This is a genomic window from Bradyrhizobium sp. 25ACV (genome assembly GCF_054863005.1).
In genome coordinates, this window is the sequence record NZ_JAVAYO010000021.1 from 74,702 (window position 1) to 91,502 (window position 16,801).

The following is a 16,801-nucleotide window of genomic DNA, read 5'->3' on the forward strand; positions in this document are numbered from 1 at the left end:
ATTCCGGCGTCTTTTCCAAGAGGTAGGAATGTTTCGATCGATCCGGACCGCCGTCGTCACGGCATTGTGCATAGGCTTTTCCGCCCACTTCAACCCGGCTGCGGCGCAGGACCGTCGGGTCCCGTCGTCGCCGGCCGAACTGCGGCTGTCCTATGCGCCGATCGTGCAGCGGGTGCAGCCGGCCGTGGTCAACGTCTATGCCGCCAAGGTGGTGCAGAACCGCAACCCGCTGCTGGACGATCCGATCTTCCGCCGCTTCTTCGGCGTGCCGGGCCAGCAGCCCGAGCAGATGCAGCGCTCGCTCGGCTCTGGCGTCATCGTCGATGCGTCCGGCCTCGTCGTCACCAACGTCCACGTCATCGAGGGCGCCGACCAGGTGAAGGTGTCGCTGTCGGACAAGCGCGAGTTCGAGGCGGAGATTCTGCTGAAGGATACGCGCACCGATCTTGCCGTGCTGCGCCTGAAGGACACCAAGGAGAAATTCCCGACCCTCGATTTCACCAATTCCGACGAATTGCTGGTCGGCGACGTCGTGCTCGCGATCGGCAATCCCTTCGGCGTCGGCCAGACCGTGACTCACGGCATCATCTCGGCGCTGGCGCGCACGCAGGTAGGCATCACCGATTATCAGTTTTTCATCCAGACCGATGCGGCGATCAATCCCGGCAATTCCGGCGGCGCGCTGGTCGACATGAGCGGCAAGCTCGCGGGCATCAACACCGCGATCTATTCGCGCTCCGGCGGCTCGCAGGGCATCGGGTTTGCGATCCCTGCGAACATGGTGCGCGTCGTCGTCGCCTCCGCCAAGAGCGGCGGCAAGGCGGTGAAGCGTCCCTGGCTCGGGGCAAAATTGCAGGCAGTGACGCCCGAGATCGCCGAGAGCCTCGGCCTGCGTTCGCCGACCGGCGCGCTGGTCGCGAGCGTGGTGTCGAACGGCCCCGCCGCGAAGGCCGGCCTGAAGTCCTCCGATCTCATCACCGGGATCGACGGCCAGACCGTGGATGATCCCAACGCTTTCGATTATCGCTTCGCCACCCGCCCGCTCGGCGGCAGCGCGCAGATCGACGTGCAGCGCAGCGGCAAGCCGCTCAAGCTGACGGTGGCGCTGGAGACCGCGCCCGATACGGGACGTAACGAGCTCGTCGTCACCGCGCGATCGCCGTTCCAGGGCGCGAAGGTTTCGACCATCACGCCGGCGGTCGCCGACGAGCTGCATCTCGACGCCGACACCGAAGGCGTCGTGATCACCGATCTCGGCGGCGACAGTGCGGCCGCGAATGTCGGCTTCCAGAAGGGCGATATCATTCTGGCGGTCAACAACCAGAAGATCAGCAGGACCGGCGACCTCGAGAAGGCGGCAGGTGAGCGCCCGCGCATCTGGCGTATCACGCTGGTGCGCGGCGGCCAGCAGATCAACGTCACGCTGGGCGGATGAGTCCGAAGCGACCACAAACGCCAACGCTCTTTGCCGCGGCGGGGCTTGACCACGACGCTCCGCATCCGCTGCCGGACCGGCTGCGCCCGCGCGCGCTGTCGGAGGTGGTCGGCCAGGACCACATCCTCGGTCCCGACGGTGCGCTGACACGCATGCTGGAGACGCGCACGCTGGGATCGCTGGTGTTCTGGGGCCCGCCCGGCACCGGCAAGACCACGGTGGCGCGGCTGCTGGCGGATGCGACGGACCTGCATTTCGAGCAGATCTCCGCGGTATTCTCCGGCGTCGCCGATCTGAAGAAGGCGTTCGACGCCGCGCGCGCCCGCCGCGAGATGGGCAAGGGCACGCTTCTGTTCGTCGACGAGGTGCACAGATTCAACCGGGCCCAGCAGGATTCGTTTCTGCCCGTCATGGAAGACGGCACGGTAGTTATGGTCGGCGCCACCACCGAGAATCCGTCCTTCGAGCTCAACGCGGCGTTGCTCTCTCGCGCGCGCGTCTTGGTGTTTCGCTCGCTCGATGCCGCCGCGATCGAAAAACTGTTCGCGCATGCCGAGGAGGTCGAAGGCAAGAAGCTGCCGCTCGATGCCGAGGCGCGCGCGGTGCTGGTGCGCATGGCCGATGGCGACGGGAGGGCGTCCCTGACGCTTGCCGAAGAGGTCTGGCGCTCGGCGCGGGCGGACGAGATTTTCAATGCCGCGCAGTTGCAGGAGATTTTGCAACGCCGCGCGCCGATCTACGACAAATCGGCCGACGGCCATTATAATCTGATCTCGGCGCTGCATAAATCGGTGCGCGGCTCCGATCCCGATGCGGCGCTGTATTATCTCGCGCGCATGTTGGACGCCGGTGAGGACCCGCTATTCCTGGCGCGCCGCGTCGTACGCATGGCCGTGGAGGACATCGGCCTTGCCGATCCGCAGGCGCTCGTCATCGCCAATGCGGCCAAGGACGCGTTCGACTTCCTCGGCCATCCCGAGGGCGAGCTCGCCATCGCGCAGGCCGTCGTCTATCTCGCCACCGCGCCGAAATCGAACGCGGTCTACACCGCCTTCGGCACGGCGATGCAGGTCGCCAAGCAGGCCGGCTCGCTGCTGCCGCCAAAGCACATCCTCAATTCCCCGACCAAGCTGATGAAGTCGGAAGGCTACGGCGCGTCTTACGAATACGACCACGACGCCCCCGACGCGTTCTCCGGGCAGGACTACTTCCCGGAAGCCCTGGGCCGCCAGACCTTCTACGACCCACCCGAGCGCGGCTTCGAGCGCGAGATCAGGAAGCGGTTGGATTACTGGGCCAAGCTGCGCAAGGAGCGGGGTGGGAGGTAGACGCTCGGAACGGATTTACTATTTACGTAACGCGTAATTCCTGCTAGCACTTCGGCATGATCGTCAGCTACCGCGACAAGCGCACGGAGCGATTTGCCGCTGGTCAGCACGTCAAGGAATTCTCGGGATTTGCCCGGCAGGCAGAGACGCGCCTCGATCGACTGGACGCGGCAACGAGCTTGGCCGACTTGGCGGCATTGCCCGGTAATCGACTGGAAGCCTTGAAGGGCGATCGTGCAGGACAATTCTCGATCCGGATCAACGATCAATGGCGGATCTGCTTCAGTTGGCCGGAGGGGGCGCCCGGTCCGATTGATGTAGAGATCGTCGACTATCACTAAAGGAAGCTATGCCCCGCACGCCCATTCATCCCGGTGAGCATCTTGCTGAAGAGCTGCGCGAAGTCGGCATCACGGCCGCGGAGCTGTCGCGTCAGATTGATGTGCCTGTTAATCGCATCACAGGCATCATCAATGGACAGCGCGGCATCACCGCGGATACGGCGCTGCGTCTTGGGCACTGGTTCGGCACCAGCCCGCAATTCTGGATGAACCTGCAACAGCAATATGAGCTGCGGCTGGCGGAGAACGAGGTAGGCGCGCAGGTTGCGTCGCTGCCGCGGCGCGCCAGCGCACAGTCGACACGAAAGCTTGGAAAGACCGCATGAGCCGCCGCATCAAGAGAATGAATCCAAAACCTCGCGAGCGCGACGAGCGCAAGGAGGCGCGTCCGTTCAAGGCGCGCAGCGCAAAGGCAGCGGGACCGCGTCCGGGCAGCAACCCGCCGCGCTTTGCGGGCGAGCGCGCCGAGCGGCGGCCGCCCAAGGTGGCAGAGAGGTCCGCGCCCGAGAAGCCCGTCGAGGCGCTGCTGCCGACCAAGGTGCAGACCGTCAAGGTGACCGCCGACGAGAACAACATGCGCGTCGATCGTTTCCTCGAGGCGCGCTTTCCCGGCCTGTCGTTCTCCCACATCCAGCGCGTCGTCCGTAAAGGCGAGCTGCGCGTCGACGGCAAGCGCGTCGACAGCAAGGACCGGCTGGAGGAGGGGCAGAGCGTCCGCATCCCGCCCCTGAAGCTCGATACGCCGAAGACTGCGAGCCCGCTCTCGGAAGCTGCGCAAAAGACGCTCGCCGCGCTAAAGGAGATGACGATCTTTGAGGACGACGACGTCCTCGTGCTCAACAAGCCCTTTGGGCTCGCGGTGCAGGGCGGCTCCGGCACGACGCGGCACGTCGACCAGATGCTGGAGGTGATGCGCGACTCCAAGGGGCAGAAGCCGCGGCTTGTGCACCGGATCGACAAGGACACGTCCGGCTGCCTTCTGATCGCGAAGACCCGTTTCGCCGCCTCGCATCTGACCGGCGCGTTCCGCTCCCGGTCGGCGCGAAAAACCTATTGGGCGCTGGTGCCGGGCCTGCCGAAGCCGAAGCAGGGCCGCATCTCGACCTTCCTCGCCAAGGAAGAGAGCGAGGACGACACCATCATGCGCATCGCCCAGCATGGCGACGAGGGCGCGAGCCACGCGGTGACCTATTATGCGGTGGTCGAGACCGCCGGCAACAAGCTGACCTGGGTCTCGCTGAAGCCGGTGACGGGGCGCACCCACCAGCTGCGCGCCCACATGGAGCATATCGGCCATCCCATCGTCGGCGATCCCAAATATTTCAACATCGAGAACTGGCAGCTGCCGGGCGGCCTGCAGAACCGGCTGCATCTGCTGGCGCGCCGCATCGTGATTCCGCATCCGCGCGGCGGCGTCATCGACGCCACCGCGCCATTGCCGCCGCACATGCAGCAGTCGTGGAATCTGCTCGGGCTGGATGCAAGCCGGTTTGATCCGATCGAGAACGCGCCGGAGGAGTAGGGCTGGCTCCGCTGCTAACCCCGTCATTTGCGAGCGGAAGCAGCGATGTTCACCCGCTCACTTCCGAAACTGCTCCAGAAACATCCGCAGACTGTCATGCGCGCTCTCGATGTCCGTGATCAGCCAGCCATCGGGGCCGTCGACCAGGACGAAGTTCAGCGCGACCTTCCGGCCGCGATTGTTGAAATTCGCCGCGACATAGGTCTTGTCGTATTGCCTGCGCACGACCGCGATCGTAACAGGGCCGAGCTGCCAGCTCGGGCTCTGCACCAGGAAGTCGTAGGGCTCGACCCGGGGCGCGCTCCAGGCCTTGCGCAGGGGCGGATCGAAGAATTGCCGGGCGGTGGCCGCATCCCGCGGCAGGCCTTTGGACAGCTCCGGTGCACCGTCGCCGTAATGGGCGTAGACGTTGCGGACCAGCGATTCCGGGGTGCGAAAGCCCGCCTCCGCCGCAGCTGGCCATAGCCCGGCGAACAGGGCCGCAACGCCCGCAAGTTCCCTCATGCCCACGCTCGCTTTATCGGCCGCCGCTCTTATCTTAAAAGCCTAGCATCCAGCGACCGGGACCGAAAACTCACATGCGCGAATTGTTCGAAGAAGCAGCAGGGCAGCCCCCGCCGGATCCGCGGGAATCGGCGCGCGCGTCCGCACGCCCGCCGCAGCGCAAGCGCTTCTACAAGGAGGCGAGCGCGACCGAAGCCGCAGGCGGTTTCGCCATCACGCTCGACGGCAAGCCGATCCGCACGCCGTCCGGCCGCCAGGTGGTGATTCCGTCGCGCGCGCTGGCCGATGCGGTGGCCGCGGAATGGGCGGCTCAGGGCGAGAGCATCGACCCCATGACCATGCCGCTGACGCGGATCGCCAACAGCGTGGTCGAGGGCGTGGTCGATCGCGTCGAACTGGTCAGCGACGACCTCGCGAAATATTTCGAGTCCGATTTGCTGTTCTATCGTGCCGGCCATCCCGAAGGACTGGTCGCCCGCGAGGCCGCGCATTGGGATCCCGTGCTGTTCTGGGCCTCGGAGGCGCTGGGCGCGCATTTCATCCTGTCCGAGGGCGTCATGCATGTGAAGCAGCCCGACGAGGCGGTCGAGGCCGCGCGCGCGGCGCTGCCGGGCGACGCCTGGTCGGTCGCCGCGCTCCACGTGGTGACGACCCTGACCGGCTCGGCGCTGCTGGCGCTGGCGCTGGCTCATGGCGTGCGCGATGCCGGCCAGGTCTGGGCCGCCGCCCATGTCGATGAGGACTGGAACATCGACCAATGGGGCGTGGACGAGGAGGCAGCCAGCCGTCGGGCCACCCGTCTCAGGGATTTCGAGGCCGCCGTGGCGGTTCTGGCGGCGGCAAAGGCGTCCGCAGCCGAAGGTCCTTAACGAGAGGTTTACGACGGCGGCCTTAGGGTGTGGCCAGCGCTCCATGGGCCCCTGAGATGCCGACGCCGGTCACTTCCATCCTCCCCGTCAGTGCCGCCAGCCCTGTGGCTGATGCGACGACGCCCGACCTCGTGCTGCAGGCGGGCAGCGTCGTCGATGCCAGGGTCGTCAGTGTGATGGCCGACAATCTGGTGCGGATCGCGATCGCCAACCTCTCGATGGACGTGATGTCGGAGGTGGCGCTGACGCCTGGGCAGAATCTCCAGCTGGCGGTGTCGCAGAACGGCGGCACCATCAGGCTCGCCGTGATCAACGGGGCAGGCGAGGCCACTGCCGATCAGATCACGCTGACACCGCGTGCGGCTTCGCTGGTGGAAAGCCCGCCGCTGGCGCCATCCGCGACCGCGACACGCAACACGCTAACGCCATTGGAGCAGGTCGCCGTCACCGCGGCCTCGGCCGAGGCCGCCACAAAACAGGGCAGCCAGGCGCCGCTGTTCGCCAATCTGGCGTCCGTCGTCACCGGCAGCGATTTGCCTGCGGGCTTGAAGCAGGCGGTGCTGGACGTGCTGGCGCAGCAGACGCCGCTCAATCCCGGGCTCGATGGCGCCGATGTCGAAACCGCATTCCAGAAATCCGGCTTGTTCTTCGAGGCTTCGCTGGCCGCGGGCGCGAGGCCGCCCGCCGGAACGACGCCCGACCTGAAGGCGGCGCTGCTGGTGCTGCGCCAGACGCTGACCACGCTCGAAACCGCCGCCCCACAGGGCGCTGCAATTCCGGCTGCGACGACGGGGACACCGCAGGTCGCCACCGCACCTGCTCAGGCCGCAGGTGAGGCCGCGCAGTCCGCGTCCGCTTCCGGCCCCGAGATCGCGCAGACGCCGCGCAACGGCAATCTCGCGGCCGCGGTGCTCGCGGACGTCGTCGGCAACGCTCAGCAAGCCGCGATGCCGCGCACCATGTCCGCCGGCCTTGCTGCAAGCCTGTTGCAGGAGGCTACGCAAAACCTGCCGCGTCTGACCGGCAACGTTCCCGGCTCCAATAAGGCGGTGCCGGACGGCCACATCTTCGAAGCAGCCGCACGCGCGACGCCACCGCCGTTCCGCGGCGCATTGCCCTCGCCGCAGGCGATTGCCTCGCCCGCGCTCGCGCCGGACACGCCGCTGTCCGCAACCGTGCATCGCCTGCTCGACGATACCGATGCCGCGATTGCGCGGCAGACATTGTTGCAAATCGCTTCACTGCCTGATCGCACCGATGCCTCTGGCCACCGCATCGACCCGGCCGTGCCGCAGTGGAATTTCGAGATTCCCTTTGCAACGCCGCAGGGCACCGCGATGGCGCAGTTCGAGATCTCGCGCGATGGCGCTGGCGAATCTGCCGATGCCGCCAAACGCGCCTGGCGCGCGCGCTTCTCGCTCAACGTCGAGCCGGCCGGCCCTGTGCACGCGCTGATCACGCTGAACGGCGACAAGACTTTCGTGCGGATGTGGGCAGAGCGGCCGGCGACGGTGCAGCAGCTGCGCGCCGGCATCGGTGAGCTCAATCAGGCGCTGACGCGGGCCGAGCTCAAGCCCGGCGACATTCTGGTCCGTGAGGGCACGCCGCCGCAGCCGGCACCAGCCCGCGCCGGCCACTTCCTGGATCGCGCGACATGAGCGACCCATCCAAGTTCGCGATCGCGCTGCATTACGAAAAGGGTACCAACGCGCCCGTCGTCGTCGCCAAGGGCAAGGGCACGGTCGGCGAAAAGATCGTCGAGATCGCTAGGGCTCACGACATCCCGATCGAGGAAAACGAGGTTTTGGCCGGCGCGCTGTCCAAGGTCGAGCTCGGCGAAGAGATCCCGCCGGACCTTTACAAGGCCGTCGCCGAAGTGCTGGTGTTCGTGCTGCGGCTGTCGGGCCGGGGGCGATAGAACTCAACTGTCATCGTTTCACCACGGAGCGGCTGCATGGTCGCGCCGCTTTCATGACTCAATGGACATCGCTCTTGCTCACCCGCCGTTCCACCCTCGGCCTTCTCGCCGCATCTGCCATCCTGCCGCAGCGCGCGCTCGCCCATGTCGCGCCGCCGCGCAATGAGATCCGCGATAGCCTCGCAAAGCGCTTCACCGATCTCGGTACATCAGGCACCTTCGTCGGCTACAAGGTGGAGGACTATCTGGTCGTCGCCAGCGACAAGGAGCGCTCGGGCGAGGGCAAGCTGCCGGCCTCGACCTTCAAGATTCCGAACTCGCTGATTGCGCTGGAGACGGGCGTCGTCGCTGACCCCGACAAGGACGTGTTTGCCTGGGATGGCGTGAAGCGTCCGATCGAGGCCTGGAACAAGGATCACACGCTGCGTAGCGCGATCGCTGTGAGTGCAGTGCCGGTCTATCAGGAGATTGCGCGCCGGATCGGGCAGGAGCGCATGCAGAAATATGTCGACGAGTTCGACTACGGCAATCGCGACATCGGCGGCGGCATCGACCAGTTCTGGCTGACCGGGAATTTACGCATTGATCCGGTCGAGCAGATCGATTTCGTCGACCGGCTGCGGCGCCGCGCGCTGCCGATCAGCAAGCGCAGCCAGGATCTCGTCGCCGACATTCTGCCGGTGACCAAGGTCGGCGACAGCGTCATTCGCGCCAAGTCCGGATTGCTGGGGGCCGAACGCGGCGAGCCGTCGCTCGGCTGGATGGTGGGTTGGGCCGAGAAGGGCCAGGCGCACACCGTGTTCGCGCTCAACATGGATTGCAAGGAGCCGCGACTCGTCGGCGAGCGCATGACGCTGACGCAAGCCTGCCTTGCCGAGATCGGCGCGATCTAGCCTGTGAGTCGTGCAATCGTTCTCGTCGCGCGCGGCCGCCGTAGGGTGGGCAAAGGCGCGTAGCGCCGTGCCCACGATCTTTATGCCGTAAGCGACGATTCGTGGGCACGCTTCCGCCTTCGCTCTTCGAGCTACGGCGGACAAGTCGCTTTGCCCACCCTACGGCACCGGTGCAGGCCGAGATGCCTCTCACCCCAACTTGAACAACACCTGCAAGAACTCCTCCACCGCCTTGCGCGACTCCGCGGCCGTCTTCGGATTGCCCCCGACATGCGGGTTGAGCTCGACGCAGGCATCCATGTAGCTAAAGGGCGCATTGGTATCACCGTTCATCAGCACGCCGCGGTCGCCTTCCTTGATCTGGCAATTGCGCACGGTCTGTGAATTGGCTGATACGGCCACCGTGTTGGCACCAAGCAGACCGCTGTCGAACCCGTGCGCGCTGTCAGGGTATTCCGTCAGCACCACGTCGCGGCCCGCAGCCTTGAGCCGATCGATGAAGGCCTTGCAGCTCTTGACGGGATTGTAGTCATCCGGCGTGCCGTGGAAGATGCGGATCGGGCGCGCCGCGACCTCGTCGTCGCTCCGATACGTCGTCGAGCAGTCCGGATAGAATGGGATATAGGCGGCGAATTGGATGCCGGACTTGTTCCAGAGCTTGTTGAAGCGCGCGAGGCTCGCATAGAGCGTCGCCTGTCCGCCGCGCGAAAAGCCCATCAGGACGATGCGGTCCGGATCGACACGCGGGTGCTTTGCCAGAATTTCCAGCGAGCGGTAGATGTCGACAATCAAATTGAGCCGGCCGAGCAGTGCCTGATTTGGTCCCACCACCGTCAGCCCGCGGCCGGCGAATCCGTCGATCACGAAGGTCGAGATGCCCATGGCGTTGAACGCGTGCACCCAGGCCTCCGTGGTGGCGCCGACGCCGCTGGAGCCGTGCATCAGCACCACGACGGGAAGCTTTCCGCTGCCTTGCGCGACGCGGAATTCGCCCGCGACGGTCACCGGCTTGCCGGCCGCCGCATCGCCGCTGAGGAATTGCTGGTCGGAGAGGGTGAGCGAGGGGATCGGATAGATCTCGGCCCGGGTGGCGACTTCCTTCGGCAGGGATTGCGCGCTCGCCAGCTCAGTTGAAACGCAAAGCGCGATGAGCACGGCTGCGATGCGGAATGCCGTCGGCATCGGATTCTCCCTGATGATTTTGAGCCAGTAGAACAAGGGGCCCGCGCGCTGTCAATTTGACGCAAGGGGCGACCGCCTCAGGCGGTGTCGGTCTTCTTCGCCGTCAGCGCCTGGTCGATGGCAAAGCCGCCGATCTCGCTCATCGCCTGCGAGATCACGTCGCCCTTGCGGGCAAAGCCGGCGGAGAGGAAATCGAACTGCATGCGCGCCAGCCGCAGCACCTCGATCGGCACCGAGACCGCGGTCGCGTTGAAGCTGTCGACGGAGGCGCGCAAGCTGTCCAGCTCGGTCGTGAGCTTGCCGATATGGCTCTCGGCATTCTGCATCACGCCGATCAGCTTGCCGCGCTCCGCATCGAAGGCGGCGCGCTCGGCGGCGGCTGCCGCGGTGACCTCGGCAAGTTGTGCGCGCAGCACCTCGATCTGGCCGACCATGGCATCGGAGGCGAGATCGGCGGCCTCGCGCAGCTCGGCGTTACGCGTGCTCGCATCCAGCTGCTCATGATAGAGCCGCTCGGCCGACATTGCCCGCTGTGTCAGCGACTCGATCAGGCTTGCGGCACGCAGCAGCATCTCGCCGTTCCGCCCCGACACCATGCTGGCCATCCGCCGCAGGAAGTCGATGGTTTGGGATGACGAGTTCGGCGGCAGGGGGACGACTGTCGCGGACATCTCAGTGATGCTTGCGTGATGCTCGAGCCAAGGCGTAATGACCGCCGCCGTACCAACTGAGCTCACGCAACATTCGGCGCCTGATCGCGAGCGCGAAGCAAGCCTGAATCGGCAGGCCCGGTCAACCGGGCCGGGCCACCAAATTCGCGGCGTCAGGAGTCCTTTCGCCGGCCGATCCGGCCCAGATGGGTGAAGCCGAACCCGGCGGAATATTTCAGGCCATAGCCGAGTGCCCGGTCGATGCCGATATGGGCGAGCCAGATCAAGGCGATGGACAAGGTGAGCGGCGAGCCGAGGCCGAAGCCCAGCGTCAGCAGCGACACCGGCGCCATGTAGCTGTGGGCGGCGTTGTAGATCAGCGCGCCGAATTTGGCGTCGGACAGGTATGCCAGGAAGCTGAGATCGGGGACGAAGAAGAGCAGGGCAAAGACCAGCCAGGAGCCGTCCCAGGCCCAGTAAAGCATCACCATCCCGATAAACAGGGTGAGGCCCTCCAGCCGCAGCAGGATGTTGACGCCGCCCGTCGCCGCACCGCTCTCGGCCATTCTCTCGTCCATGCTCGCCTCCCGGGCAAAACTTTGTAATCTCTCACGCTTTTAGCCCGGACAGGGCAGCCCTGCGGCGCGGAAAGGCGCTTTCCGGTCCGCAAAATGCCGTGTTAGAACCCCGCATCACTTAAGAACTGGCGGGAGCAAATGAAACACATCCTGGACGCCCTTGAAGATCGTCGCGCCGGCGCAAAGCTCGGCGGCGGGGAGAAGCGCATCGAGGCGCAGCACGCCCGCGGCAAGCTGACCGCGCGTGAGCGTATCGAGCTGCTGCTCGACAAGGGGTCGTTCGAGGAATTCGACATGTTCGTCGAGCACCGCTCCACCGAGTTCGGCATGGAGAAGAACAAGGTGCCCGGCGACGGCGTCGTCACCGGGTGGGGCACCGTCAACGGCCGCAAGACGTTCGTGTTCGCGAAGGACTTCACGGTGTTCGGCGGTTCGCTGTCGGAAACACACGCGCTGAAGATCACAAAGCTCCAGGACATGGCGATGAAGGCGCGGGCGCCCATCATCGGCCTCTATGACGCGGGCGGCGCCCGCATCCAGGAAGGCGTCGCCGCGCTCGCCGGCTATTCCTACGTGTTCCGCCGCAACGTGCTGGCCTCCGGCGTGATCCCGCAGATCTCCGTCATCATGGGCCCCTGCGCCGGTGGCGACGTCTATTCGCCCGCCATGACCGACTTCATCTTCATGGTGAAGAACACCAGCTACATGTTCGTCACCGGCCCTGATGTGGTGAAGACCGTCACCAACGAGGTCGTCACCGCCGAGGAGCTCGGCGGTGCCTCGGTGCACGCGACGCGCTCCTCGATCGCGGACGGCGCCTTCGAGAACGACGTCGAGACGCTGCTGCAGATGCGTCGCCTGATCGACTTCCTGCCGTCCAACAACAGTGACGGCGTGCCGGAATGGCCGAGCTTCGACGACATCGGCCGCGTCGACATGTCGCTCGACACGCTGATCCCCGACAATCCGAACAAGCCCTACGACATGAAGGAATTGATCCTGAAGGTCGTGGACGAGGGTGACTTCTTCGAGATCGCGGAATCCTTCGCCAAGAACATCGTCACCGGCTTCGGCCGCATCGCGGGCCGCACCGTCGGCTTCGTCGCCAACCAGCCGATGGTGCTGGCCGGCGTGCTCGACAGCGACGCATCGCGGAAAGCCGCGCGCTTCGTTCGTTTCTGTGACGCCTTCAACATCCCGATCGTCACTTTCGTCGACGTGCCGGGCTTCCTGCCCGGAACCGCGCAGGAATATGGCGGCCTGATCAAGCACGGCGCAAAGCTGCTGTTCGCCTATTCGCAGTGCACCGTGCCGCTGGTGACCATCATCACCCGCAAGGCCTATGGCGGCGCCTTCGACGTCATGGCCTCCAAGGAGATCGGCGCCGACATGAACTACGCCTGGCCGACCGCCCAGATCGCGGTGATGGGTGCCAAGGGCGCCGTCGAGATCATCTTCCGCAGTGACATCGGCGACCCCGACAAGATCACCGCGCGCACCAAGGAATACGAAGACCGCTTCCTGTCACCGTTCATCGCCGCCGAGCGCGGCTACATCGACGACGTCATCATGCCCCACTCGACCCGGAAACGGATCGCGCGGGCGCTGGCGATGCTGAAGGACAAGAAGGTGGAAGCGCCGGCGAAGAAGCACGACAATTTGCCGTTGTGAGGGAACGTAGCCCGGATGAGCGCAGCGACATCCGGGGTTTTGCAGAGGTCCCGCATGTCGCTTTGCGCATGCGGGATACCGCGTCCTGCTGATTTGGCATCCTCGATCCAATGACTGAAGACGATCCGACCGACGAAATCTCCGATATTGAAGATCGCATCGAGCGGCTCGCCGAGATCGCGGAGCGGTGCCGGAAGTACATCCTTGCCTCCAAGATCGCGATCGGGGGCGGGGCGGCGCTGCTGTTGGTGACGATCCTCGGTGTGTTTGGCTTCGGTCAGACCGCGGCCCTCGGATCGATTGCGCTGGTGCTGGGCGGGATCGTGTCGCTCGGCTCGAACGTCAGTACGTTGCGGCAGACGGACGATGCCATTAGTGCTGCGGAGGCACGCCGTGCGGCGTTGATCGGCAGCATCGACCTGCGCGTCGTGGCTGATGCACCGCTGAAGCTGGTGTGAGGTGTAGGGCGGATTAGCGACAGCGTAATCCGCCAATGTCTTTATCGCCGGGTGCAGGCGTTGGCGGATTACGGCTTCGCCTAATCCGCCCTACGAATTACGAGCGCGCTTTATCCGCCGCAGCGAAATGCGCCATCTGGTCGGCGTGGGCCTTGGCGAACGCCGGGCGGGCCGTGGCACGCGCGACGTAGGCGCGGCAGGCGGGACTGTCCGCCAGCCCATCGAAACCATCGACGACGCGCAGCACGTCCGACATCAGGATGTCGGCGACGGAGAAGGAGCCCGCCAGCCATTCACGGCCGGCCAGCACCGGCTCGAGATGCTTCAGGCGCAGCTTGAGGAAGTCGTCCACGAATTTCCACGCCGCCGTGTCGGCCGGATGGCCCATGAACTTCGACATTCCCCAGGGCAGGCTGGCCATCTCCACCGAATTGAGCGCCGCGAACACCCATTCCGTCGCTTCAGTGCGGCCGCGCGGATTGGTCGGCATCAGCTTCTCACTGAGCCCGCCGAGATGGAGCAGGATCGCGCCGGTCTCGAAGATCGAGAGGTCGCCGTCGGTCAGCCACGGCACCTGGCCGAACGGCTGGTGCGCGAAATGCGCGGCGCCGCGATCGTCGAACGGGGCGCTTGCGACGCGATAGGGCAGCGCAGCCTCTTCGAGCGCCCAGCGCACGCGAAGGTCGCGCACGAATCCTCGCGGCGCGTCGGGAACCCAATTGAAGGTGGTCAGGGTGAGGTCGGCCATTTGCTGTCTCCGTGTCCTGGTTCGAAACAAAGGACGAGCGAAGGGCGCCCGTTCCGACACCCGCACCAACTCTTTTTGTCGGCGGCGGCGTATCCGGCTAGGCTCGCGCCAAACAACCGGAGGAAATCCGATGCCATCAGCTTTCTTCGTCGTCCGCGCCATCGTTCCCGACGCCAGCAAGCGCGCCGCCTTCGACACATGGTACGAGAGGGAACATGTGCCCGACGCGGTGACGGCATTCGGCGTGAGAAAAGCCTGGCGGGTCTGGAGCCTGGACGATCCCTCGCTGCACCAGGCGATGTATCAGTTCGATGACGAGGCCAAGCTTGCGGCGATGCTGAAGGGCGATGCGCTCAAGCAGCTCGTCGCCGATTTCAACCGCGACTGGCCCGACGTCAAGCGTTCGCGCGAGACGCTGGTGCTGGCGCAGGAGTTTGCGAAGTAGCGAGGTCCATCCAGGCTACAAACTCTCCACTCACTTCATTTCTGAATCTGAACGCCGGATTCAGCCTTGGTTCATGTCGTGACCGCGACACTCCCTCTGCATCACTTGCTCGATAGCCTAAAGGACATGTCATGGAGCGCCGGAACTTTTTGAAACTTGCATTGGGAGTGACGGCGGGCGCCGCCGCCTTCGCCGCGACCGCAAAGGCCGCGCCGTTGTCGCCGCAGCCGGTCGGCGATCCCGCGCGCATGCCGCAAGGCAACCCCGACGCTCATCCTGCCGTCACCACCAGCGCGGAAGCCGCCAAGCTGACGCCGGAACAGGTTCACTGGCATGGCCGCCACCGGGGCTGGGGTCACCGTCATTGGGGCTGGCGTCGCCGGCGCTGGCACCGCCGCCACTGGTAAAGCCGCGGCAAGCCGCGAATTTGGACGGGGATCGCAGCCGCGGTCCCCGTTTCGTTTCTGGCCGCTCAAACTCCACGGCGGACGAATCGCTGGCAGCAAGCCTGAAAACGAACAAGCCTGAAAACGAAAATGGCCGCGCAGGCTGATCCTGCGCGGCCATCTTGCGATGCAAAGAGATCAGAACGGGCGGCAGCGGCCGGCGTACCAGCGGAAGCCATAGGGGCACGCGCGCGCGCGCGGCACGACGACGACGGGCGGAGCGACCACCACAGGGGCGGGGCGCACGACGACCGCGCCGCGCATCGGGCGGCAGCCGCCGTAGGCGCCACGATACCAACCCGGGCCGCAACCCTGCGCGGCGCTGGCGGCCTCGCTGAAACCGACAACCGCGCTGGCGAGCATGGCGGCGGCGAACAGGTATTTCATGTGATCTTCCTTCTCGTCCTTGGGGCAAGTCTTTGGGGGAAAGTCTTCGGCGGCTTGGCGCTTGCGGCGCACAATGAATCAAAAGACACGATTCGACATGTTAATTTTGCAACATGCCGACACGGCGCGATCCAAACCTGCCAATCATGACCTGAATGCGGCATGAACGTTCTCTGCGTACGGCTTCATGCGACGCGGATGGAGCTGGAGCCCGTCCGATGAATCGGAACGGGCTCCAGGTTCTTGTTTGACGCGTTTTCTTGACGCGAATCGGTATCCACTTCGCTTGACGACGCTCTAGCGGCCGAGAAAGCCCAGCACCAACTCCTTGTACTTGTCCGGAGCCTCCAGGAAGACGAGGTGGCCGGTGTCCGGAATGACTTCAGCTCGCCCATTTGGCATCTTCGCCGCAAATGCCTTCGCCAGCTCGGCGTTCTGACCCATCTTGGGCCGTAGTGCTTCCGGCGCGTTCGGCCGGCCAGGCGCGTTGTGGTCGTTGGCGCCCATGATGAACAGCGTAGGTTCGGTGATGAGAGGAATCTCATGCGCGACCGGCTCGCGATAGATCATCTGCCCGGAGCTGACATAGGCGCGCAGCCAGCGCGGGTAGTCGGGGCTGCCCTTGATGTTGAAGCGGGCGTCGATGTACGGCGTGATCGCATCAGGGGGCAGCTTGATTGCGTAGTTGGTTTGCAGCTGCTTGCGATAGCCGTCGGCGGTGAGCTTGTCCTCGGTCTCAATGATTGCCTCGGTCGGCGTCGGCGGCACGTAGAGGCGGTAGTCCTCCAGCCCGATCGGCGCGGTCAGCACGAGGTGGGCGACGCGGTCAGGGTAGGCGCGGGCGATGCGCACGCCCAGCATTCCGCCAAGTGAATGGGCGACGATGTCGGCCTTGTTGATCTCTAAGTGATCGAGCAGCGCGATGGTGTTGCGAGCCAGCGTGTCGAAATGCAGTTCGCCCGCAGGCTTGGAGGATTTGCCGAAGCCGATCTGGTCCGGCACCACGACGCGGTAGCCGGCCTCGTTGAGCATCTTGATAACAGGGGCCCAATAGCTCGACGGAAAATTGCGCCCATGCAGCAGCACCACGGTGCGGCCGTTCGGCTGTGCAGGCGCGACGTCCATATAGGCCATCTTGAGCTGCTCGCCGTCGTTGACGAGCGGCAACTGGTGCACGGGGTAGGGATAGGCAAAACCCTCGAGCGCGATGCCGTAGGGCTCTCGTGGGGACGTGTCTGCGGCGTGGGCGGTGGTGAGCAGGGAAGCAAGGAGAGCGGCAGCGAGGGCGGCCGGGAGGATGCGGAACATGGGGGTCTCTAACGGTCACTGAATGACCGTTCGCATAAGCGCGTGGATGGCCGGGTCAAGCCCGGCCACGACGAGAGTGGGAGTTCACACGCAAATGTGCGACGTCACGCGAATAGCG

General features: G+C 65.3%; 20 protein-coding genes. 13 read left to right on the top strand and 7 right to left on the bottom strand.

What is annotated here, in order from left to right; translation table 11 throughout:
• Positions 1-28: 28 nt before the first annotated feature.
• From RAD04_RS34260 to RAD04_RS34280, 5 genes are read left to right on the top strand one after another with little or no spacing between them, the layout of a single operon-like run.
• Complete coding sequence (locus RAD04_RS34260) at positions 29-1,435, top strand: DegQ family serine endoprotease (RefSeq protein WP_461627316.1); 1,407 nt, start codon at positions 29-31, stop codon at positions 1,433-1,435.
• Positions 1,432-2,763, top strand: coding sequence for a replication-associated recombination protein A (locus RAD04_RS34265; RefSeq protein WP_461627317.1), 1,332 nt, complete (start codon positions 1,432-1,434; stop codon positions 2,761-2,763). The genes RAD04_RS34260 and RAD04_RS34265 overlap by 4 nt, the downstream gene beginning before the upstream one ends.
• Before the next feature lie 56 nt (positions 2,764-2,819).
• Positions 2,820-3,104 (top strand): type II toxin-antitoxin system RelE/ParE family toxin, encoded by a 285-nt coding sequence (locus tag RAD04_RS34270; RefSeq protein WP_461627318.1) that lies wholly within the window; start codon positions 2,820-2,822, stop codon positions 3,102-3,104.
• 8 nt (positions 3,105-3,112) lie between these two features.
• Positions 3,113-3,430: a HigA family addiction module antitoxin gene (locus RAD04_RS34275; RefSeq protein ID WP_461627319.1), complete on the top strand. Its 318-nt coding sequence runs from the start codon at positions 3,113-3,115 to the stop codon at positions 3,428-3,430.
• Entirely contained in the window at positions 3,427-4,626 is a 1,200-nt protein-coding gene (locus RAD04_RS34280; RefSeq protein ID WP_461627320.1) for an RluA family pseudouridine synthase, read from the top strand. Before RAD04_RS34275 ends, RAD04_RS34280 begins: the two co-directional genes overlap by 4 nt.
• Before the next feature lie 57 nt (positions 4,627-4,683).
• On the opposite strand, the gene RAD04_RS34285 is transcribed toward RAD04_RS34280, so the two are convergent.
• On the bottom strand, positions 4,684-5,130 hold the full coding sequence (locus tag RAD04_RS34285) for a hypothetical protein (protein ID WP_461627321.1): 447 nt from the start codon (positions 5,128-5,130) through the stop codon (positions 4,684-4,686).
• A 74-nt stretch (positions 5,131-5,204) separates the two neighbouring features.
• Between RAD04_RS34285 and RAD04_RS34290 the strand changes: the two genes are divergently transcribed.
• From RAD04_RS34290 to blaOXA, 4 genes are read left to right on the top strand one after another with little or no spacing between them, the layout of a single operon-like run.
• Positions 5,205-5,999 (top strand): ATP12 family chaperone protein, encoded by a 795-nt coding sequence (locus RAD04_RS34290; protein ID WP_461627322.1) that lies wholly within the window; start codon positions 5,205-5,207, stop codon positions 5,997-5,999.
• A gap of 56 nt (positions 6,000-6,055) precedes the next feature.
• On the top strand, positions 6,056-7,657 hold the full coding sequence (fliK, locus tag RAD04_RS34295; protein WP_461627323.1) for a flagellar hook-length control protein FliK: 1,602 nt from the start codon (positions 6,056-6,058) through the stop codon (positions 7,655-7,657).
• Positions 7,654-7,917, top strand: a complete 264-nt coding sequence (locus RAD04_RS34300; RefSeq protein ID WP_461627324.1) for an EscU/YscU/HrcU family type III secretion system export apparatus switch protein — start codon at positions 7,654-7,656, stop codon at positions 7,915-7,917. Before fliK ends, RAD04_RS34300 begins: the two co-directional genes overlap by 4 nt.
• 53 nt (positions 7,918-7,970) lie before the next feature.
• Positions 7,971-8,810 (top strand): class D beta-lactamase, encoded by an 840-nt coding sequence (gene blaOXA, locus RAD04_RS34305; RefSeq protein ID WP_461627325.1) that lies wholly within the window; start codon positions 7,971-7,973, stop codon positions 8,808-8,810.
• A gap of 189 nt (positions 8,811-8,999) precedes the next feature.
• On the opposite strand, the gene RAD04_RS34310 is transcribed toward blaOXA, so the two are convergent.
• From RAD04_RS34310 to RAD04_RS34320, 3 genes are all read right to left on the bottom strand, one after another.
• Entirely contained in the window at positions 9,000-9,992 is a 993-nt protein-coding gene (locus tag RAD04_RS34310) for a dienelactone hydrolase family protein (protein ID WP_461627326.1), read from the bottom strand.
• A 77-nt stretch (positions 9,993-10,069) separates the two neighbouring features.
• Positions 10,070-10,663: a hypothetical protein gene (locus RAD04_RS34315; protein ID WP_461627327.1), complete on the bottom strand. Its 594-nt coding sequence runs from the start codon at positions 10,661-10,663 to the stop codon at positions 10,070-10,072.
• A 152-nt stretch (positions 10,664-10,815) separates the two neighbouring features.
• Positions 10,816-11,220: a DUF4260 domain-containing protein gene (locus RAD04_RS34320; protein ID WP_461627328.1), complete on the bottom strand. Its 405-nt coding sequence runs from the start codon at positions 11,218-11,220 to the stop codon at positions 10,816-10,818.
• Positions 11,221-11,358: 138 nt separating this feature from the next.
• On the opposite strand from RAD04_RS34320, the gene RAD04_RS34325 reads away from it, so the two are divergent.
• Positions 11,359-12,891, top strand: a complete 1,533-nt coding sequence (locus RAD04_RS34325) for an acyl-CoA carboxylase subunit beta (RefSeq protein ID WP_183708996.1) — start codon at positions 11,359-11,361, stop codon at positions 12,889-12,891.
• Positions 12,892-13,001: 110 nt separating this feature from the next.
• On the top strand, positions 13,002-13,349 hold the full coding sequence (locus tag RAD04_RS34330; protein WP_092260186.1) for a hypothetical protein: 348 nt from the start codon (positions 13,002-13,004) through the stop codon (positions 13,347-13,349).
• Positions 13,350-13,446: 97 nt separating this feature from the next.
• Here RAD04_RS34330 and RAD04_RS34335 read toward each other — a convergent pair whose 3' ends face one another.
• Positions 13,447-14,097 (bottom strand): glutathione S-transferase family protein, encoded by a 651-nt coding sequence (locus RAD04_RS34335; RefSeq protein ID WP_461627329.1) that lies wholly within the window; start codon positions 14,095-14,097, stop codon positions 13,447-13,449.
• Positions 14,098-14,227: 130 nt separating this feature from the next.
• Here RAD04_RS34335 and RAD04_RS34340 point away from each other — a divergent pair, with 130 nt between their 5' ends.
• Complete coding sequence (locus tag RAD04_RS34340; protein ID WP_461627330.1) at positions 14,228-14,542, top strand: hypothetical protein; 315 nt, start codon at positions 14,228-14,230, stop codon at positions 14,540-14,542.
• Positions 14,543-14,673: 131 nt separating this feature from the next.
• The gene (locus RAD04_RS34345; RefSeq protein WP_461627331.1) at positions 14,674-14,949 is read left to right on the top strand and encodes a twin-arginine translocation signal domain-containing protein; all 276 of its coding nucleotides are present in this window, start codon (positions 14,674-14,676) and stop codon (positions 14,947-14,949) included.
• Positions 14,950-15,126: 177 nt separating this feature from the next.
• On the opposite strand, the gene RAD04_RS34350 is transcribed toward RAD04_RS34345, so the two are convergent.
• Positions 15,127-15,375, bottom strand: coding sequence for a GCG_CRPN prefix-to-repeats domain-containing protein (locus tag RAD04_RS34350; RefSeq protein ID WP_165637390.1), 249 nt, complete (start codon positions 15,373-15,375; stop codon positions 15,127-15,129).
• Between the two features lie 297 nt (positions 15,376-15,672).
• Positions 15,673-16,683, bottom strand: coding sequence for an alpha/beta fold hydrolase (locus RAD04_RS34355; RefSeq protein WP_461627332.1), 1,011 nt, complete (start codon positions 16,681-16,683; stop codon positions 15,673-15,675).
• Positions 16,684-16,801: the final 118 nt, after the last annotated feature.

Coding starts and splice junctions, on each gene's coding strand:
- RAD04_RS34350 (WP_165637390.1), bottom strand. CDS start 15,375: ATGAAATACCTGTTCGCCGCCGCCATGCTCGCCAGCGCGGTTGTCGGT.
- RAD04_RS34310 (WP_461627326.1), bottom strand. CDS start 9,992: ATGCCGACGGCATTCCGCATCGCAGCCGTGCTCATCGCGCTTTGCGTT.
- RAD04_RS34330 (WP_092260186.1), top strand. CDS start 13,002: ATGACTGAAGACGATCCGACCGACGAAATCTCCGATATTGAAGATCGC.
- RAD04_RS34340 (WP_461627330.1), top strand. CDS start 14,228: ATGCCATCAGCTTTCTTCGTCGTCCGCGCCATCGTTCCCGACGCCAGC.
- RAD04_RS34265 (WP_461627317.1), top strand. CDS start 1,432: ATGAGTCCGAAGCGACCACAAACGCCAACGCTCTTTGCCGCGGCGGGG.
- RAD04_RS34290 (WP_461627322.1), top strand. CDS start 5,205: ATGCGCGAATTGTTCGAAGAAGCAGCAGGGCAGCCCCCGCCGGATCCG.
- RAD04_RS34335 (WP_461627329.1), bottom strand. CDS start 14,097: ATGGCCGACCTCACCCTGACCACCTTCAATTGGGTTCCCGACGCGCCG.
- RAD04_RS34315 (WP_461627327.1), bottom strand. CDS start 10,663: ATGTCCGCGACAGTCGTCCCCCTGCCGCCGAACTCGTCATCCCAAACC.
- RAD04_RS34260 (WP_461627316.1), top strand. CDS start 29: ATGTTTCGATCGATCCGGACCGCCGTCGTCACGGCATTGTGCATAGGC.
- RAD04_RS34345 (WP_461627331.1), top strand. CDS start 14,674: ATGGAGCGCCGGAACTTTTTGAAACTTGCATTGGGAGTGACGGCGGGC.
- fliK (WP_461627323.1), top strand. CDS start 6,056: ATGCCGACGCCGGTCACTTCCATCCTCCCCGTCAGTGCCGCCAGCCCT.
- RAD04_RS34320 (WP_461627328.1), bottom strand. CDS start 11,220: ATGGACGAGAGAATGGCCGAGAGCGGTGCGGCGACGGGCGGCGTCAAC.
- RAD04_RS34280 (WP_461627320.1), top strand. CDS start 3,427: ATGAGCCGCCGCATCAAGAGAATGAATCCAAAACCTCGCGAGCGCGAC.
- RAD04_RS34325 (WP_183708996.1), top strand. CDS start 11,359: ATGAAACACATCCTGGACGCCCTTGAAGATCGTCGCGCCGGCGCAAAG.
- RAD04_RS34355 (WP_461627332.1), bottom strand. CDS start 16,683: ATGTTCCGCATCCTCCCGGCCGCCCTCGCTGCCGCTCTCCTTGCTTCC.
- RAD04_RS34300 (WP_461627324.1), top strand. CDS start 7,654: ATGAGCGACCCATCCAAGTTCGCGATCGCGCTGCATTACGAAAAGGGT.
- blaOXA (WP_461627325.1), top strand. CDS start 7,971: ATGACTCAATGGACATCGCTCTTGCTCACCCGCCGTTCCACCCTCGGC.
- RAD04_RS34270 (WP_461627318.1), top strand. CDS start 2,820: ATGATCGTCAGCTACCGCGACAAGCGCACGGAGCGATTTGCCGCTGGT.
- RAD04_RS34275 (WP_461627319.1), top strand. CDS start 3,113: ATGCCCCGCACGCCCATTCATCCCGGTGAGCATCTTGCTGAAGAGCTG.
- RAD04_RS34285 (WP_461627321.1), bottom strand. CDS start 5,130: ATGAGGGAACTTGCGGGCGTTGCGGCCCTGTTCGCCGGGCTATGGCCA.